The sequence below is a fragment of the Leptospira harrisiae genome (genome assembly GCF_002811945.1).
Lineage (GTDB): Bacteria > Spirochaetota > Leptospiria > Leptospirales > Leptospiraceae > Leptospira_A > Leptospira_A harrisiae.
Genome location: NZ_NPDX01000002.1, coordinates 33,006 through 52,126, shown reverse-complemented (window position 1 = coordinate 52,126; position 19,121 = coordinate 33,006). Strand labels below are relative to the sequence as shown.

15 protein-coding genes are annotated in these 19,121 nt (G+C 36.9%); 4 read left to right on the top strand and 11 right to left on the bottom strand.

Going from position 1 to position 19,121, the window contains the following annotated elements; genetic code table 11:
• Window positions 1-24 precede the first annotated feature (24 nt).
• From CH364_RS09995 to CH364_RS09985, 3 genes are read right to left on the bottom strand one after another with little or no spacing between them, the layout of a single operon-like run.
• The gene (locus CH364_RS09995; RefSeq protein ID WP_100743769.1) at window positions 25-672 is read right to left on the bottom strand and encodes a hypothetical protein; all 648 of its coding nucleotides are present in this window, start codon (window positions 670-672) and stop codon (window positions 25-27) included.
• Window positions 669-3,323: a TonB-dependent receptor plug domain-containing protein gene (locus CH364_RS09990; RefSeq protein ID WP_100743768.1), complete on the bottom strand. Its 2,655-nt coding sequence runs from the start codon at window positions 3,321-3,323 to the stop codon at window positions 669-671. The genes CH364_RS09995 and CH364_RS09990 overlap by 4 nt, the downstream gene beginning before the upstream one ends.
• The gene (locus CH364_RS09985; protein WP_100743767.1) at window positions 3,320-3,901 is read right to left on the bottom strand and encodes a TetR/AcrR family transcriptional regulator; all 582 of its coding nucleotides are present in this window, start codon (window positions 3,899-3,901) and stop codon (window positions 3,320-3,322) included. The genes CH364_RS09990 and CH364_RS09985 overlap by 4 nt, the downstream gene beginning before the upstream one ends.
• Window positions 3,902-4,017: 116 nt before the next feature.
• Here CH364_RS09985 and CH364_RS09980 point away from each other — a divergent pair, with 116 nt between their 5' ends.
• The 3 genes from CH364_RS09980 to CH364_RS09970 all read left to right on the top strand — a co-directional run bounded on the left by CH364_RS09980 (window position 4,018) and on the right by CH364_RS09970 (window position 6,891).
• On the top strand, window positions 4,018-4,710 hold the full coding sequence (locus tag CH364_RS09980) for a nitroreductase (RefSeq protein ID WP_100743766.1): 693 nt from the start codon (window positions 4,018-4,020) through the stop codon (window positions 4,708-4,710).
• Window positions 4,711-4,779: 69 nt separating this feature from the next.
• Window positions 4,780-5,382 carry a class I SAM-dependent methyltransferase gene (locus CH364_RS09975; protein ID WP_100743765.1) on the top strand — a complete coding sequence of 201 codons (603 nt, stop codon included), beginning with the start codon at window positions 4,780-4,782 and terminating at the stop codon, window positions 5,380-5,382.
• 69 nt (window positions 5,383-5,451) lie between these two features.
• Window positions 5,452-6,891, top strand: a complete 1,440-nt coding sequence (locus CH364_RS09970) for a M20/M25/M40 family metallo-hydrolase (RefSeq protein WP_100744721.1) — start codon at window positions 5,452-5,454, stop codon at window positions 6,889-6,891.
• A 93-nt stretch (window positions 6,892-6,984) separates the two neighbouring features.
• Here the strand turns inward: CH364_RS09970 and CH364_RS09965 are convergent, their stop codons facing one another.
• From CH364_RS09965 to CH364_RS09950, 3 genes are all read right to left on the bottom strand, one after another.
• The gene (locus tag CH364_RS09965) at window positions 6,985-7,716 is read right to left on the bottom strand and encodes a M90 family metallopeptidase (protein WP_100743764.1); all 732 of its coding nucleotides are present in this window, start codon (window positions 7,714-7,716) and stop codon (window positions 6,985-6,987) included.
• An 821-nt stretch (window positions 7,717-8,537) separates the two neighbouring features.
• Window positions 8,538-10,544, bottom strand: a complete 2,007-nt coding sequence (locus CH364_RS09955; protein WP_100743762.1) for an AAA family ATPase — start codon at window positions 10,542-10,544, stop codon at window positions 8,538-8,540.
• A 137-nt stretch (window positions 10,545-10,681) separates the two neighbouring features.
• Window positions 10,682-11,089, bottom strand: coding sequence for an ankyrin repeat domain-containing protein (locus tag CH364_RS09950; RefSeq protein ID WP_100743761.1), 408 nt, complete (start codon window positions 11,087-11,089; stop codon window positions 10,682-10,684).
• Window positions 11,090-11,200: 111 nt separating this feature from the next.
• Between CH364_RS09950 and CH364_RS09945 the strand changes: the two genes are divergently transcribed.
• Complete coding sequence (locus tag CH364_RS09945) at window positions 11,201-12,028, top strand: prohibitin family protein (protein ID WP_100743760.1); 828 nt, start codon at window positions 11,201-11,203, stop codon at window positions 12,026-12,028.
• Between the two features lie 106 nt (window positions 12,029-12,134).
• Here CH364_RS09945 and CH364_RS09940 read toward each other — a convergent pair whose 3' ends face one another.
• The 5 genes from CH364_RS09940 to mltG form a co-directional block, all read right to left on the bottom strand.
• Complete coding sequence (locus CH364_RS09940; RefSeq protein WP_100743759.1) at window positions 12,135-15,119, bottom strand: TonB-dependent receptor domain-containing protein; 2,985 nt, start codon at window positions 15,117-15,119, stop codon at window positions 12,135-12,137.
• Between the two features lie 106 nt (window positions 15,120-15,225).
• Window positions 15,226-15,795 (bottom strand): hypothetical protein, encoded by a 570-nt coding sequence (locus CH364_RS09935; protein ID WP_100743758.1) that lies wholly within the window; start codon window positions 15,793-15,795, stop codon window positions 15,226-15,228.
• A gap of 50 nt (window positions 15,796-15,845) precedes the next feature.
• On the bottom strand, window positions 15,846-17,549 hold the full coding sequence (locus CH364_RS09930; RefSeq protein WP_243401341.1) for a hypothetical protein: 1,704 nt from the start codon (window positions 17,547-17,549) through the stop codon (window positions 15,846-15,848).
• Window positions 17,550-17,762: 213 nt separating this feature from the next.
• Window positions 17,763-18,029: a hypothetical protein gene (locus CH364_RS09925; protein WP_100743756.1), complete on the bottom strand. Its 267-nt coding sequence runs from the start codon at window positions 18,027-18,029 to the stop codon at window positions 17,763-17,765.
• Window positions 18,030-18,079: 50 nt separating this feature from the next.
• Entirely contained in the window at window positions 18,080-19,102 is a 1,023-nt protein-coding gene (mltG, locus tag CH364_RS09920) for an endolytic transglycosylase MltG (RefSeq protein ID WP_100743755.1), read from the bottom strand.
• Window positions 19,103-19,121: the final 19 nt, after the last annotated feature.

The window sequence follows — 19,121 nt, the reverse complement described above, 5'->3', positions numbered from 1 at the left end:
GGTTAAGGAAAGCGGATTTTGATTTTAAGGATGTACGATTTCGACCAGAATTTTATTGTCATTACTTCCTTGCGCGAGGTCCCTTTCCCAATCTTTAAATTCTAAATTCAAACAACTGTTAGCGCGGTCACGGTTTGCCTGAGGTAAAAAACCATTGGCAACTATGGTTTTTGCAGCTTTGGCAATTTTTCCGCGAACAGAATCTAACCAAAGAATTTCTGTAAAATTAGCGAACCTGGTTCCATTACTTGTCAGGAATCCTTCTAATTCACAGGATTCGGCAACACGGAATGTATATTGGGATTTAAAGTTATCAACGTTGGCCGTTGTTGTTGCTTTCAAACTCAAAACTCCCGATTGCAAAATTGACTCTTGGCAATCGACCGTTCTTGTTTGAATGATCCTTGCATCATTGATCATCACATTCACTTCGCTCTGAGTGACAATGAGTTGATTGACGTTGCATACTCCAAGAGGTCTTCGGCTACAAAATTGGTTATTTGAAGATAAGGAAGTATTGGTTTTGATACAATTTCCATACTGCCGAATTAGGTATAGGGTAGTTAAATTAAAAGTTTGTTTGTTCTCTTCTTCTTTTTGTTTTTCTTCCCCACCTTCAAGACAAGAGGTCAAAAATAAAGTGATAGAAAATAAAATGATTTTATTTTTCAAAATCGTACCTCCATTCCAATATTGATGAGAGGAATAAAAGCTAATTTTCCATTTGGAGTTTGCGAAATAATATATGGTGAATTTACAGTATCATATGTTGGTGCAGGATTCTGATTTCTTTGATAATTTTTGGTATTATCAAATTCGAAACCAGCCTGATTTCTTCGTCCGTAAAAATTCACAAATTCAATATACGTATTGATATAACCCCAAGAATAGTTTTCAATCCGATCAATCCGCAAATCAAATTGGTGAAAAGGTAAAAATCGATCACTGTTATAGTTTCCTGAATAATTTGGAAAATACAAATTTAAACCAAAAGTTGCCGCTTGGTTTGCTCGTGTAGCACTTGTAATGGGAGTGTAAGGTGTACCTGAAAAATATCGAAACCTTCCGCCAACCATCCATTCTGGATTAAATTTATAACCAAAAACAATATTTAAAATATGTGTTCTATCTAAATCATAAAGTTGTTCCTTATCATTGTTATAGATAACTTCAAATTGATTATCATCATAATAATTTATGTAGTTTGTTCCAATTTTGGATTGGGCAAGTAGTGTTCTGGAATTATTCAATAAAGTTCTGTTTCTTGTTTCATCACTGGATAACCTGGCTTGGTTATTGATTCGTTTGGTGATAGAATTTGTATAGGAAATCCAACCAAAAAGGCCGGATTGTTCTCTTGGATCTTTGGTTTTTTTGATAAAAATTTCAATCCCTTCCGAATGTCCATAACCAGCATTTGAATAATTTAGATTTTTTGGTGTGATGGGATTTGCGAGAACTTTGGCTGTCTCATTCACAAAAACGCGAGTGTCATTGTTCAAAGCATACGGATCAGCAATGTAGGCATCAGGAACAATGATGTTTTGAAATATATTTCGAAAGCCTTCAATTTTAATTTGCCAGTTGTTGGAAAATTCCTGGCTGACTCCGACGGAATTGTGTTCGGAACGTTCCATAAAAAGATTGGGATTTCCGGATTTTGCTGACAAAGCTTCAACAGATACAGGTGCATTGTAATGAATCCCATGCCCAATCATAAATCCAGTTTTTGTGGATTCAAAAAGATAACCACCAGTGATTCGCGGTGCTAAATTGGTTTCATTGCTACCAGAATAATTATCTACCCTTGCTCCCGGTGTTAGGCGAAAACCACCGTATTTAAATGGAAGTTCCGCATAAGCGGATTTTTCCCGGTATCGAATTCTGTCTCCATCGATCACGGATCGGAAAGCTGCATTAGAATTTAAAAGATCATTAAAAATATTGTAAAACAATCGATTGTAAGAAGAAATATTTTCTCCTTTTAAGGTTGTCTCTCGGAACCTACCTTGGATTCCAGCTTCTAACTTGAGATGTTCTTCCCATAGTTCCCATTCAAACGCATTATGAACATAAGTGGTTGTATCTGCAGTTCTATTTTGTAACCCAAAAATATTTTCTGCTGTCAGCGGATTTGTAAATCTCAGTTCAAAAAATTCATTAAAAGAAGTACGTGAATAAGATAATGTGTTTCGAAATGTTTTACCTTTCCAAACGTAACGAATGGCATCTGTGCGAAACATTCGGTCAAGGCCAGTCGGAGGACGTGGGTCTTGCCCTCCTCTTTCTAAATCTGCTTGGGCTTTGGTGTATGCTTGTCTATCTCTTGTTCCAAACGTTTGGATCGAAAGGCGATGTTCCGAACTAATATCCCAAATCAGTTTCCATTGGTAATCTTGGTACTCTGCATACTTTGCATCTTCGGGAATCCCTTGTGGGTAGGCTTGTAATAGAACTAAGTTTGGATAGTTTTTCCTTCCCGAACTGATCATTGCTAGGCCCGGCAAAACTTTGGATTGGTTGTAAATATCTGATAAAAATAAATTGATATTGATGACGGTTTTATTTTCATCAACACGGTCAGTGCCTTCAATGGCAATGATTCCGCCAGTCGCATAACCATATTTAGCTGGAAAGGCACCAGTAAATACATCAAAGGATTTAATTAAATTATTATTTAGTACGGAAGATTGATTTCCCAAATGGAATGGATAAGAAAGTGGGAATCCATCGAAATAATATTGGTTTTGTCTAGTGCCGCCGCCACGTAAGGATAAATCTCCTCTTTCACTATTGGAATAGGGATTTCCAGTTAATAAATTGGTTCCTATGTTTGTAAAAACAGAAGGTAAAATTCCAACAGGTGCTCCAATCACTACGCCAGGAATGGTTTGCAGTGCTTTTAAGGAATCACCAGATACTCCAGGAAGTCGTTTGATTTCATCTTGTACAAGTCCATATCGAGAGAGAGGAGTTTTGTCCCTTTCACCACTCACTAAAATTCCAGATAAATTTGCTTCAGAGATGGTGACGAGGATCACCTGCCCTTTGAATCGAACTTCCCGAAACACAGATTCGGTTCTGTCCGCGGTAGAAATTTTAATTTCATAATAACCTGGTTCGGGAAATCGAAGTTTGGCGATCCCTTCCTCATTGGAAACACCACTTGTTTTGCCTTTTTTTGAAATAACAACTGCGTTTGTGACTGGTTTTCCTGAATTGGATTTTACTATTTGAAATACAACTTCCAGGTTTCCCTCTGCGTATAGAGGTATAAACCATCCCAAACAAAAAATAAAAATTAGAAATTTAGCGTATTTCATTTAGATGTTGGGATCAAACATTCGGCAATTCGGTAAAGATCTTCCAATGATCTTTTATCATCAAGCAAACGATAACCTTGCAAAACCCCTTCGTAGACAAAAAATAATTGTTTGGCGAGTGATCGACAATCCACTTTAGAAATTATTTGACCATTTTCCAGAGACTCTTGTAAATACTCAGCCAAACAATCGATGGTTTTGTGGGCAATTTCCTCAATTTCTTTCAAAATCTCCAATTCGTTTGCTGCAATCTGTGCTCGGAAATTGGCCATTCCACATCCAAAGAGTTGGGATTCTCTCGCTTCCCGGGAAAGAATCCGAACCCAAGCCTTCACAAAATCAAGAGGTTTTGGATTTCGTTTCATAAGAGATTTGAGAAGAGTTAAATTTTCATTCGAATAAATTCGAAGTACTTCCTTACCTAACATCTCTTTTGAGGAAAAATGTTGGTATAAACTCGCTTTGACGGTTTCTGCTTCACCTACGATTTGATTGAGACCTGTTTCCGAATACCCTTGTTTTAAAAAGAGATCTTTGCTTACTTGCAAGAGGCGTACACGAGTTGGTTCTTTTTTCATATCCCTTACAAATTCCAAAATTACAAAAACTATGCAAACATTATACCAACTGGTCTGTATGAAAAGTTCTTGCATATACAGACCGGTCGGTATGTATATGCACCAGGAGCATCCATATGAATTCTGAAATGATATCCATCCATGAGTCTGCCAAAACAACAACGGAGGCCTTAGAAACTAGACATAGCATCCGAGAATATTTACCAGAACCTATCCCAGAAGAAATCCTCCAAAGGATCTTTAAAAAGGCCCTGCGTTCCCCCAGTTGGAAAAACTCGCAACCTTGGAAGGTACATATTGTGAGTGGCAATAAACGAGAGAAGTTAGCATTAGAACTTACGAAAGCAGCAAGGGAGTCTTCCCCCCAACCAGAAACCAATTGGCCAGAATCATATCCAAGTGATGCCAAAAAACGAATGTTTGATTTAGGGATGAAAATTTATGGAGTGGCAGGAATTGATCGTAAAGACAAAGAAGCGAGGGACCAATTTATGCTTCGAAATTTTGAATTCTTTGGGGCACCGACTGCAGTTTTTATCACTTCTAAATTTGATCTCAATTTTTTTGTCGGAATTGATTTGGGTTGTTTTTTACAATCGATTCTTCTCCTAGCAAGGGAGGAAGGATTGGGAACTTGTCCACAAGCCGCTTTGGGTGCATTTCCTGATGTCGTTCGAAACCTTTTAGGGTTGCCTAAGGAAGAAAAGGTAATCCTTGGACTGAGCATCGGATATCCAAAACCGGATTCTGAACTCAATCGTTTCCATACACCGCGGGAATCTGCCGACGATTTAATTCATTATTACTGAAAAAATGGTTCTGATTCAGAAAGTTTAGTATATGATGATGCGATCAAAAAAATAAACAGCAGGGACACCATGTATTCTAAAACTTTCTGGAATGAACGTTATGCGAATGAAGACTATGTTTACGGAAAAGACCCAAACGATTTTTTACGCACTCGTCTACCTAATTTAAAAAAAGGAAGAATTCTTTTTCCCTGTGAAGGCGAAGGAAGGAATGCGGTATTTGCTGCAGGACTCGGCTGGGACGTATTTGCCTTTGATCAATCAGAAATCGGAAAACAAAAAGCAACCGCACTTGCGAACGAAAAAAATGTCACCATCCACTATGAGATTTCTGATGTTTTATCTTACCCCTATGCGCCAGAACAAATGGATATGGTTGCTTTGATTTACTGCCACTTTCATAAATCCATTCGCACTACTGCCCACCGTAATTGTGTTCGAACTTTAAAATCAGGTGGGATTTTATTGCTGGAGGCATTTTCTCCTGAGCAGTTGCAATACACATCAGGTGGTCCAAAAGATCCAGACATGTTGTATCAATTAAAAGATTTGCGTATGGATTTTTCAGAAATGAGCGTTGAATATGAAGAAGCCTTAGAAATTGAACTTAATGAAAGTCCGTTCCACAGAGGAAAGGCATCCATCGTTCGATTGGTTTTACGAAAAATCTAAGTTAGTTTTTTCTTTTAACTTTTGAAATCCATGATTCTCTTTTCCGGAGAGAAAGGGAGATTCATTTTTATGAAGGTTTTGGTTTCGGTATTTATTCTCGCGGTTTTAAGTTTACAATGTTCCTTCGGTCAAAAGGTAAAGTATGCGGAACTAAAACAATCATATCCCAAAGTCAATTGGGAAGCACGCAGGTCGGAAGCGGTAAAACTTTTATCAGATTTATTGAAAATACCATCGGTTCGTGGAAACGAAATTCAGGTGGCCAAATACGTCCAAGCGGTTCTTGCAAAAGAAGGGATCCCTTCTCGTTTTGTTTTTGATCCGAAATATCCAACAAGACCTAATTTGATTGCCGAATTACCAGCAACAGTTCCAAATCCCGAGCCAGGAATCATTCTCGCAAACCATTTGGACACAGTCGAATTTGATTCCAAAGAATGGAAGGTTAATCCACTTTCTGGTACGGTAAGTGAAGGTCGTGTTTGGGGGCGTGGTGCCATTGATATGAAAGGAATGGCCGTAATGGAATTACTTGCCTTTCTGGAAATCAAACGATCTGGAATTCCAAGAACTCGAAAAATTATGTATTTGGCTTTGGCCGATGAGGAATCAGGTTCAGAGTTAGGTGGCAAGTATATGACTTCAAAACAAAAACAAGTTTTTGAAGGATACGAATACGCACTCAATGAAGGTGGAGTGGCAACAAGGGACATTGTGATCCCAGGTTCCACTATCTTTAACATTCAATATGCGGAAAAAGGAAACATTTGGTTACGAGCAAAAATCAAAGGAACCAGTGGGCACGGATCTTCGCCTCCCACTCAATACCCAGCTTTGTCCTTAATTCAATTTTTTAACGAAGTCAGAGAACTCGAATCTGATATTCGTATCACCTCGGAAACCGATGCATTTTTTTACCAACTCGGGACAATCAGTTCCTTTCCAAATTCATTTTTTTTAAAGAATGCCAGAAACCCATTGATCAAACCATTGCTACACGGGACCATCCGAAGCAATCGTCACCTAACGGCAATGACGACAAACACCAAATCCATTACTGGTTTTAGAACCACAGAAGGCGAAGGGGGAGAAAACGTAATTGCAGGGGAAGCCTCAGGAAGACTCGACATCAGAACTTTACCCGGTGTTGATATTGAAGAATTTGCCAATAAAGTAAAAACCATTGCCGCTAAATACAATGCGGAAATTACTTTTACCGATATCAATCCAACTGACATATCTCCCATCAACACTCGACTTTTTAGCACTTTGGCAGCTGTGTCTGTCAAAAAGTTTCCCAATAGTACGGTAACTCCATTTCTTTCTCCTGGAAAAACAGACAATTCCTACTTGAGAAGGTTAGGAATTAAATCATACGGATTGATTCCTGCGGTTCTCAAATCGGAAGACATAGATGGGATGCATGGTAAAAACGAAAACATGACCATTGATAATTTGGAACTGGGGACTAAAATTCTTTTTGAAACCTTGGTGGAGATGAATCAGTAAGAGATCAGGAGTTGTGAAGGATGAAAGATGGCACTGACTCTGATAGGGGTGAGTGCCAGGTGGTATTTACCAAGAGATGTTATGTGGTAGTCGTTATTGATGAACATCATATTCTTGATAAAATCTATTAAATAGATCAAAGATTTTTGGCAACCTTTCCCTGAAACGTTTAGGATTTTCAAAGAAATATTCACTAAGATATGCAAAAAATTCCGATTCATCTTCAATATATGAGAATAGATGTTTAATTTCATTCTTTAATTGTTGAAAATCTTTGATAATTAGATTTTCCCAGTTATTAATTTCTCTATCAGCGTTTAATTGTGGAATACCATCGAAACCACCGGATAAAAGATCAATCGCATGAGCAAATTCATGTGTGATAACACAGTCACCGTCATTTGAATTTGAAATACCTCTGATTATTGCTTTCCAAGATAACCCAATAGATCCGTTATCTCCAGTTACTCCGTCAAGTTTGAATTGGAATTCGTTAGTTTCAAATTTGTCGGGAAAAACGATAATATTATTAATATAATCATAATGTCTCAATCCAATTTTGCGTATAAGTCTTACAGCGGCGCATGCCAGAAAAGTTTTATGATATTTAGTTAAGGTGATATCTGACGTAGATTTTATAGATTTCGAGAGTTTAAAATGTTTAATGAGAAAATTATACTCCTTCCTTTCTGTTCCAGTTAGTTTCCTATAAAATTCGAAGTTATATTCTAAAAGAGCAATTTCCTTTTTGTTTAAAGGAATAAAATATGAGAACGGTTTTGTAACTAGTCTTTTGATTTTTCCATATATTTTATTAATTTTCATTGGAATTTAACGACTTTCGCATAACGAACTAGGCTAATCGAGGCCGAAGCGTAGCGATTTGGTGCTGTTATGCGTAGTCGCTTTTTGATCAAATTAATTTTATTGAAAGAAATCTTTTTATCAAGAATTTTTCTTACTTATTGATTTCGAAAAATATGTGATAGAAATAAAATAAAATAGTGAAGAAAATAGGAACAAAGGAAAAAGGCGCATTAACAAATCTGACTTTCCGTAACTTTCATTACCTGGATTAGTGAAGTCGTTCCAAAGATGGTATCCATCGCAAATATGGTATCCTTTCAGAGATACAAAATATATGTAATTTGTTAGCTTAAAACTGAAATATGCAAAAGTCACGATATGTAATAAACCAAAAAACCAATATTTAGAACTTATTTTAACAAATGGTAAAACTAAGAGAGAGAAACTTATTAGTATATAGAAAATTAGGTAAATCGAAGTAAGAAATCCATCCGGAATCCCATTTGTACATGGATCTAATTCTGACATAGATGGAATTAGAATTATTAAATAAGATATAAGATAACCTACAATATAACAAAGATGGAACAAAGTTTTCTTAGTTATAAAGATGTAAGCTAAGCAATGACGCATAACGAACTAGACTATATGGCGCAGCCCAAGCGAGGTCGTAAGTGCCGAAGCGGAAAGTCGCTGTTATGCGCAACTTGGTTTTTATTGAGAATATATGTTGTGTTCAATCCGTACAATTGTAATTGCAAAAATATTAGCTTTAATCGTTTCTGAATTAAAGAATTTAATTTTTCCGCTGATATAAATGTCCATTTGATGTTTTTAACCTAATTTAACTCACCTAATTCGGTTAAACAAAGTTCCGCATTTGCTAGCTGTTGAGTCCAAAAACTGTGTGCAATACCATTAGAATAACTTATTTCGCCTTTACGAATTTTGCGAATTTCCATTTTTGCTGAAGATTTTAATTCTAGTAATGAGTTCCTAATTGTTTGAGAAGAAATCTTTTTTAAATATTTTGTCGGAATTAAATGTGCCATTAATCGACCACGTTGATCAATCGAATCGAATCGAGCATCATGTTTAATAAATTTTTCCTCATTAGCTGGAATTTCAAATAGTTTTTTTAAATGCAGCGTATTGAAAACAATAAAACCATTTTTATGGGCAAGTTCACCTGTTGGTAAACGGCAGTCTTCAATTAATAAAAGGAAGCCATCAGTCTTTAGGATTTTTTCAATGCTACTAAAGGTTTCACACCATGACTCATGTGGTATTTCATGGAGGACATTACTTAGGACAACCACATCAAAGTAATGGTCATCTACCTTAGACCGTAAATCTTCAAGTGAATTATGATAACGATTGGTTTCATTTGAATAAGATAATGAAATATTCTTAAGGCAATGTTCTTTCTCTGAATCTGATGAATCGTATGCATGATAATCCAATATAGCTGGTGATATGTTTTCGTAGTCTGCAAGGTTAGCAATCATTCGACCTTTACCTGCACCAAAATCAAGCAGACTAATAGTTTCTTTTTTTTTCCAAATTATTTCAAGTTGGTCATAAAGCTGTTTAGATTGTGGGTCTTTAGAATCAGTTTCAATAACTTTAGGAGAGCATAAACATTCGAATGCAAAACGATTTCTAGCCAATTCATTAGGTAAGCTTGTAAAATCTTTTAATTTCTGAATTCTTTCTTCATTGCCTAATAGACTTTTCAATACTTCTTCTGGTTTCTTACCTGAGTGTTTTATTATACCTTCTTCTACAAACCAAAGAGAAGAAGCGTCAAAGTGCGATAAAAGTGGTATTGAGTGGGTTGCTATCCAAATTTGACCATTTGGATTATGTTTTTTTATTGTATCTAATAAATCTATGACTGCAGAAGGATGTAAATGGTTTTCAGGTTCATCCATAAAGAGAATATGATTTGATAAATTACCTCCTTGAGCATAAATAGCGACGCAAAGTTGCAGTAATACTCTTTGCCCCGCTGAAAGCTGCGCTTTAGCAATTGGTTTTTTAAAGATAGTAGTATAGCCGTCATTGTCCCATTCTATTTCGGTACCTAAAAACGATTTTACTATGCTTTGTAAGCGGTGGTAATTATTTGTCGAAATCTCGATGTCGTTATCTGAATTCTGTAATTTTGGATGAGTTGAATTAATCCAACGATCTAATACTTGTTGTATTAAAGGGAGTGTTGAATGGTGAAGGTTTGAAACTCCTAGGTTTGTAGCTTGATGAGCCTTCCGCATCCAATTTTCTTTGCTTTGATTTGACCAATCCTCTAAATCAATCTTATTAGGAACAAAATCGACGATTATTATGTTTTTTTCATCGTTTTCTGTTATTATGGGAATTTGTGTTTTTACCAATTTTTCAAGATGTAGAATTTGTTGCTCAAAACTTTGTTTTTGTTCAGGTTGTTGTGATATTTGTTGTTCGTATTGTATGATTGCGTTTTGATAGGCTTGAATTTGTTGTTCAAAACTTTGTTTTTGTTGGGGTTGTTGTGATATTTGTTGTTCGTATTGTATGATTGCGTTTTGATAGGCTTGAATTTGTTGCTCGAAACTTTGTTTTTGTTGGGGTTGTTGTATAATTCTCTGTTTAATTTGCTCTAGTTGATTAGCCGCTTGTTGTTTCTGATTAAAAAAGTTGTTTAAATTTACTGTTTGATCACGTATAAGATTTAGGATTCGTGTTTTACCTGATCCATTTTTTCCTGCTAAGAGTATAGTGTTGCCAACTTTCTTCATAGAAATTTGTTTAAGACCAACTATGCTTGCTGTTTCTTCATTTATATTAACCTCAGATATTTTCATGATTTATTTCCTTTAATTGTATGAATGAACACATAATAAGTAATTTATACACGCAAATATATAGGAATATAATATTAAAACGATGCACCAAATGGCGTATAACACTATATATGCAAATTTACTTAAATAATAAATTCCTATTTAAGCGAGTGTAGATACTTCAAAATCCCTTCTTCCCCTCTTTCTTCCGCAAGTTCCGCAATGCTAACCCCACCTACAGTTTTGACTTTGGTTTCTGCACCTGCCTCTACCAAAAGTTTGACTAATTCTAAATTTCCCCGATACACAGCGCGATAGAGAGCAGTTTCTCCTGTGGTATTACGAAGATTGACGTTGGCACCTTTGTGGATCAAAAATTTTGCCATCACCATCTCTTCGTCGTCCACAGCTTTGATTAAAGGGGAATTGCCTAAGGAATCTTTTGCATTGATCGACACACCTTCGGCTAACAGTTCTTTGACTAGTTCGAGGTTTCCCTTGTCGATTGCCTGAAAGAGACGTAATTCTAAACTTTTAGGGGCTTTGACTACAGATTCATCTTCCATACAGGAAATACCCATCCCTATGAAAGTGAAAAAAACAAGGTAGAATGCTGCGGGAATTAAAAATCGACTGGATATAAATTGTAACATCCGTTTTAGTCTAATGGTTTAACTATGAAACGTCGATCCATTTTTCAAACCAGTTTCCAGTTCCTATCCATTTTAGGTGTGAGCCTTTTTTTTACATCATGCCTCTCCATCATCAGTCCAGGTGAGGTGGGTCTTATGTGGCGCCCCTACAGCACGGGCCTTAGCCAAAAACCATTAGAATCTCGAGTTCAAACCTATATGCCATGGAATAGTGTCTATGTTTATTCGGTTCAATGGAGTAGTTACCAGGAAAAAGTTGAGGTCCTCACTCGAGATGATTTAACTATTACTGTCACAGCTGCAATCATCATTCGACCGGTGCAAAATGAAATCTATGAACTTGAAATGGAAATTGGAAGGGGTTACTATGAGAAAGTAGTTAAACCGCAATTCCGAACTGCCATAAGAAATATTTTATCTGCATACAATATGGTTTCGATATCCAAGGAGACGCCTAACGTATCTGCACAGATCAAAAAGTCACTGAGTGAAAAGTTAAAAGATAAACACGTTGAAATTGATGATGTAATTATCGACGATGTTGAGTACAGTCCGTCCATCTTAAAAGCAATCGAAAGTAAACTTACCAAACAACAAGAACAAGAACAGATGAAATTCGAAATCAATATTGCTAAAAGGGATGCTGAGATCCAACAAATCTCTGCTGATGGTAGAGCAAAAGCCGTGCTCATTGAAGCAGAAGCGCAAGCGAAAGCCCAGAAGATGATTTCAGAATCATTGACTCCAAAATACATTCAATTGAAAGCAATGGAGAATCCGAATAATAAATTGATTTTTGTACCAAATGGAAAAGATGGTTTGCCGATTATAGTGAATCCAGAAGGGAAATAGGTAGAGGAATTAACTAAATTGATCTTTAGGAAAGAAACGGCTAAATTACAAACGCCCGAATTTTTGGCTCGGGGTTTGTAATTCAGAATTAATATTAGGTTTTCTTTTAAAATTTATACCCCATTGACATCGAAAAAGAAACCCCTTCACGATATGATCGGAAAAGCTTTTCTTCGTTGAGGAGCTCATCTTTCACGTAGATTCTAAATCTTTGGTCTGTTACGTTTTTTGCTGCAAATTTAAAATCAAGTTTATCATCCATTTTATGGGAGAAAACAATATCCGTTAAACCAACTCCTCGTTCATAAGCGTCGGGAGTTCCGTTCGCACCAACAACAAAGATCCGATCACCGAAGTAGTTGTAATATAAACCAATCGTGGTTGTTTTTAGTTTATTCAAATATACATCAAACTTCAAGTTTGCTACGAAATCAGACTGTCCTTGTAATGGTCGTCGAATGTTTGTTGGATCGTAAGAAAAACTTCTATCAATAGGATCTAACAATCCTGCTTTAGAAATTGTATACTGTTCCCAAGACACAACGTTCACAAGAGATTTAATAAAGAATACGTTGGTTTCAAATCGGAATTTATCAAAGAATTCTCTTCTAAAATCCAACTCCACTCCTCGAATGGTTGCTCGACTAGCATTCGCATAAGTGAAGAAAGGTGAAATCTGACCAGCCACTGGCTGTCCAATCAACTCAATTGGGTTAGAAAGATCTTTGTGAAAGACACCTGCTCCTACATAGTTTGCTCCACCCATAAAGTATTCATATCTAAAATCAAAGTTATGAATGTAGGTTCTTTGGAGATTTGGATTTCCTCGGATTCTATCTCCACCGAAATAAGGAGTAAATGCAAACGGAGACATTTCTCTGAAATCCGGCCTAGTGAGTGTTTGAGTATAACCAAATCTTAAATTTTGATCTTGAAGAAATTCATAAACAAAATTAACACTAGGCAAAATATCTTTTGTTCTAATTTCACCAACACCGTTATTATCGGCAGAACAAATATTATTTTTTACTAATAGAATTCGTTCTCCCTCAGATCCAGTATCACATCCATAACCTGGTCGTCTTACATCGAATTGTTCTTTTAGAACAAATGTTTTAACCTTTTGATAAGAATCTTCGTACCTTGCTCCGCCAATGAACCTAAACTTTGGAAATAATGGAACATCAAATTGAGAAAAATAGGAGTGCAACTTTTGATACGCATCGTAAGCATTCGGCTCTACTTGTCTTTCGGAGAAGGTTCTATTTGCAAGACCAGTACTATTCGTTCGTAAAAATTCTAACGGATTATAAACAATTTCCCCGGGCACTGGATATAAATCAGTGGTGGTAGTCCCTACGTTTGATTTAGACCCAAATTCTCGAAAGGTAAATGACTTGAAGCGATCCAAAGCAGAACCACCAAATTTAAATGTCGATTTAAGTCCGTTCCATTGATCAAAAGGGACTTCATAAGCAACACTAAAACTTCTAACAGTGTCATTTGATGTGGAGTAAAACCTTGAACCATCAGGGTTATTTCCCAGTCTCGTTGGAATGGTTGTTACTGGACTTGTTGAAGACCTTCGCCATACTTGTTGCGTCAAATTGGGTTCATCTCTTTTGGCTTCTCCATAATTTACTTGCCAATCAAGCGTATGTGGTCTACTCAACGAACCTAAATTGATAGCATGTTTTCCGCCAAAACTTGAATTAAACAATTGTCTACTAATGAAGTCATTGGTTTGGGAGAAGAACTGAAAATTATCAATATTATTGGTTCCAACAGATTCTCTAACCGATTTTTCAGAAGAAACTGAATAGAAATTTTTCAAGAAAAATTGTTGGCCGCTCATCGGTTCATACGCAAAGTTTAAATTGTTTCCGAACAAGCGATCTTCGACATAGATGTCTGCATCTTGTGTCTGCAAAGGAGAGACTGTTGTTAAATCCTTAACTGATAGTGAAACAGGGTTTCCTGGAATATACCTTACGTCTTTTTGACGTCTAAATCGATAATCGACGGAATGGGTAGTACCAAATATAACGCCAAGTCTTTGTCCAGATTCTGTTAATTTAAAAGTATTACCAACAGTTAAGTTAAAGTTTTTGTCATATGGCGCCTTTGTCGTATCAGGTGTCCATTGTGAAGGAAAGGTAACGGCACCAAGGTTGATTAATGAAGGATTGATTCCTCCAAAACGACTTCCTGGCTCAAAAGGTAGAAAATCAGGAACTGCTTTGACTGCGGAAGGAAGTTCTTGATTAGCAGTCGGTCTTCCAAAAAAATCTCCTCCATCAAATGTTTGCCATTTCTTTCGTGTTGTATTTCCATTATATCCAACGCCGAAACCTACTTTCATTGTAAATTCATCTGGATACTCTTTAGTTTCAATTTTTACAAGTCCACCAGAGAACTCTGCTGACTCTTCCGGTACAAATGTTTTAATGACTCGTATATTTTTAATTAAGTTGGCTGGAAATAAATCTAAAGGCACAACCCTTTTATCAGGTTCAGTAGAAGGTATATATGCATCGTTCAAATAAGTTGATGAATATCTTTCACCTAATCCGCGAACAAATACATACTTACCACCAATCAAAGTAATTCCTGTGACCCTTTTGATCACATCACCAGCAGATGAATCTGGAGATTTTTTGATCGATTCAGCACCGATCGCATCTGAAACTGTTGCCGATTTTTTCTGTACTTGCAGTAAGGAAGCATCCGATTCATTGATAGCACGATCTTTCACTTCAACAGTTTGTAACACTTGAGCACCAAATGTTACATTCATTTGGCTCGGTTTTCCAGAACCTACAACGATCGTTCTATTCTGCGGGCCGTATCCATACATTTGGTATTCCACTTGGTAAGTTCCAGGGGGAAGTTCTAAAATATACTTTCCGTCAAAATCAGTTTTAGCGAATTTTTTCTCTGATCGAACAACGATAGTAGCACCGAATACCGGTTCTCCGTTTTCTGAATCAATGATAGTTCCTCGAATTGATCCATTACTTTGTGCAGATAAGCCAAAAGTTGAAAAAAAGACCAATAAGGATAAGGTAAGAAGAGTATTGATTGATTTCATAAATTCCTTAAGAGCCAAGCTTATAGAATTTACTGATACGTAAATGAAAAGGGATTTGAATTGAGTTACGTTTACGTGAACTAATTATTACAAAACGATTACAAAGCTAAGGACTTAAAACACCAACTTTGTAACCTGAATTCGTTTGAAAGACCATTTTGATCTGTGGGATCGATACTGATTTTCCCATGATCTTAAGTTTTAAATTTTTAGGTTTATATCCTTTTAAATTCCCAAACAATCTTGGTTTTTCCCAATCAATACTTTCGATAGTAAAAGTTTTTTCTGCTAAAAGGTTACTAAGTTCAGTAATGGCAAATTCTTCGCGGCTTTCTAATACTTTTCTGTATTCGTCAAGAGGAGTTGTATCAAGTAAAGTTCCTGATCCTTTGGTGTTCGGAAAAATTACGGTCAATTTCTCTTCCCAACTAACATAGAATGCTTCTGCTTTTTTAGTTTTAGAAATTTCTTTCAAAAAGTTCTCAATAGCGAGTTCTTTTGTTTTTGAAGAAACAGACCAGTCTTTTGGATTTAAACGATAGGAATCAAATTGTTTGTGATCCTGTTCAACTTGTAAGATAACTTTTTGATTTTTGGCTTCCATTTGTTCGCGCCAATCTTCTTGGCTACAAAATGAGAAACTTAAGAGGGAGAATATAAGTAGGAGATTACGCATAATAAACCTAGTGACCTTGGATTAGGCCACTAGGTAAAGTTTTAAATTAACTATCTCGCTCTATAAACAGTCCAGTCCTTAAACCAATCAGTAGTTGCACCACCGATGTAAGTTCCAGAAAGTGATCCGATTGTTTTATAATCTGGTTTTGTATCCCCAAAACCACAATTGGAAGTTGATCCATCGGAGGTTATTGGAGTTGCACTAATCGTAGTAGAACCAGTAGGAGTGATCGCAGTAGTCTTTCCTGTTTCATATGCTAGGTTTGAAATTGTACCTGTTACAGCAGGAAAAGTTCCCGTTGTAGAAGTACTAACTGCAGCTGGATCAGCAAAACCGAATACGATTGCTCTGTTGATTGTTCCGGCGAATCCTTCACGAAGTCTCATCCCTTGACCAGATGGGATATTCGCCCCAATTAAAGTAACGTTTGTGATAGCAGGATTTGTACATCTGTTCAAAGATCCTGACGCACAGGACGAACCAGCACCGCTTGTCGCATCAGTTCCATCCATCTCAAAACCATGTGGATCTGTTGAGAAGGAACCACCGCAGGAAGAAGGATACTTGTGGCCGATTAGATTTGTCATCGTTCCAGTAAATGCTTCATCTAAGTCGAAGTCATCATCCAATCCGCCAGTTGCTAATAGGTTTGACCATGTTCCAGATCCACCCCATGCTTCAAAACCATCATCGAGACCTCTATGAACTTGCACATAACTAAGTACTGATTTTGATGCATAAATTGAAAGGTTATTCAATTCATCACCAGGTGCAACCTCATTGCCTGCAAATTCAACGATGTTATATGACATATTCAAATTTTCTACGTCCGAGCCGATTGCCCCACCATATCCTTGTGGAGTGGTTCCCTCTGTGTTGGATGCGCGTGAAGCTCCACTAGTTCCAATCATAACAATACCACCCCAATCGCCAGGAAAACGGGAACCAAGAGCACTTGCTGATGACCAACAAATTGGATCTGCTGCAGTTCCGTTTGAAACTAACTTGGAACCTTGTTTAAAGAAAATAGAAGATCCTCTTTGTCCAAAGATAGCAGTTCCTGGGGTTACTGTAATAGTTGCACCAGTTTCTATAAATACTGTACCTTGAAGTAGAATTCCACCAGACCAAGTTTCTGATGCCGATATAGATCCGGATTTAATTACTGGGCCACCGAAAAGGCGTTTCCCGTCGCAAACATTTTCTCCAACCGTAGGACTTACAATTGGATATTCACCTTTAACAAAGACGTTTACTGATTTCACGGTTACAGAATAACCCGCGGCTGTAACTGGAAAGGCTGCAACATTTGTTCTGTTACCTAGATCAATATTTACTCCGAGTGTTCCATCTCCTAGTGAGTTAGTAAATGCACTTCCTGCCAACGCAGTCACAGTGGAACAAGCTGTTGTATTATCTGCACCTACTGCTTCTACAGCAGATAAAGTAAGATTTCCGGTCAATGAAGTGAGTCGAAAGCTCAATACAAATTCACCATCAAGGGCACCTGCAGCTCCAGCTGTTGCGTAAGAATTGGTTTGACATGTTGTAAAGTCAGAAAGAGCAGTTTGTCCACTTGATAAAATTCCACTTGCATCAGTGATAGTAACTTTTCCGTCTTTGATCGGGAGTCCACCTGAAGTTTTTAATGTACCCGTTAGTACAACAGTGTATTCAGGTTGGTTGAGCAATGCTGCTAAGCCAAGAAACAAAGCAGTATCATCTTTCTTCTTACCTGGACAATTAACCATAGTGAATCCCATCAACGCGATGGAAAGAAGCACCATGCTTTTTTTGAATGAATTTTTCATTTTAAATCCTCTTTCGAAAAAATTCGAATTTGTTTGGCTAGCGGGTCTTCCCGAAAGGGATTTGTAAAAAATTCTCCCTCTAGCTATAGAAAACTATGTTCTTTATATGTTACAAGGGAATGACAAGCTGGTGAAGGTTTTATGAAGGTTTCGTTAAAGAGGTTTATTCTGAAGCCGCTTTAGAATTTTTGCAAGATTACTTTTGATGCGACGAATTTGGTCAGCAGTTAATTGGAGTTCACCTTTTTCTGCTTTTTCGATGACAAGCTCCGCTTTATTCACAAAGGTGATCGCTTCTTCATCAATTGCTTCTTTTCGCTTTTGTTTTTCTCGGTAGGCATCTAAAGCTTTTTGTACATCCAAAAGCTCCTTCGATATCCCACCGATTGCGATATTCAGTTCAACTATGTTTTCATCCATTGGTTAAAAACTCAATTCACGTAAAAAGCATTTGATGGTTTCTTTCTTTTCTATTGATACAACACATCAATAAATTTCTTTTTTGCGTCCAAATGTTCTTTAAATGTCGCTGAAAAATAATGAGATCCATCTGGTTTTAAAAGGAAGAATAATTTATCGGATTTCATTGGTTTGAACGAAGCCTCTAACGCTGGTAAGCCTGGATTAGAAATTGGTCCGGGTGGCCATCCACCATTGATATACGTATTGTATGGAGAAACAATCTTTAAGTCAGATTCAAATAATCTCTTTTTAGGTTTATCGAATAAATACTGAATTGTAGCACAAGATTCTAAATTGATATTTTTTTCAATACGAGTTAAAAACACACCAGCCATCATTGGTCTTTCTTCTTTTCTAACTGCTTCTCTTTCCACAATGGAGGCTAACACAACTCGAAAATGAAGGTCTGCAGGTTTGATATCCTTTGCTTCTGGAATAGATTCTAGTTTTTTATAGAATCGTTTGATCATCATCTCTGTAATTCTTTCTAAAGGATAATTCAAAGGAACAGAATACGTTTCTGGAAATAGGTAGCCTTCCAAAGTTTTTGCAGGGATATTATACTTTGTAAGGAGTGCCGGACTCTGGGTTACTTTCAAAAACTCTTCGCGTGATATGGCAAGTTTTTTAGAAACTAACAAATCTCCGATCTGACGGTTGTTATACCCTTCCGGAACAGTGAAGTTAACTAGTTTAACTTTTCCAGAAATAATGACATCCAAAATCTTACGGGAACTCATCCCATCATTGATATCATAAACACCTTGTTTGATTTTGTTTCCTGCTCTTGTAAACTTCATCAAATAATTAAAGTATACAGACGATTTGATCATGCCGGCAGCAGCTAACTCTCGAACTACGCTTGAGGATGGTTCTCCCGAATCAATGATGAGTTCGTATTTATTTTGACCATCTCCTACAGCTCCACCTTTGATTTCGTCCACGACAAAAAATCCAACCAAAGTGAGTATTAGTAATAAGGAAACACCAAGTCCTGAAAGAATCAGGTATTTTTTAAGTTTAGAGTTCATTCCATCCCCATTCTCTTTG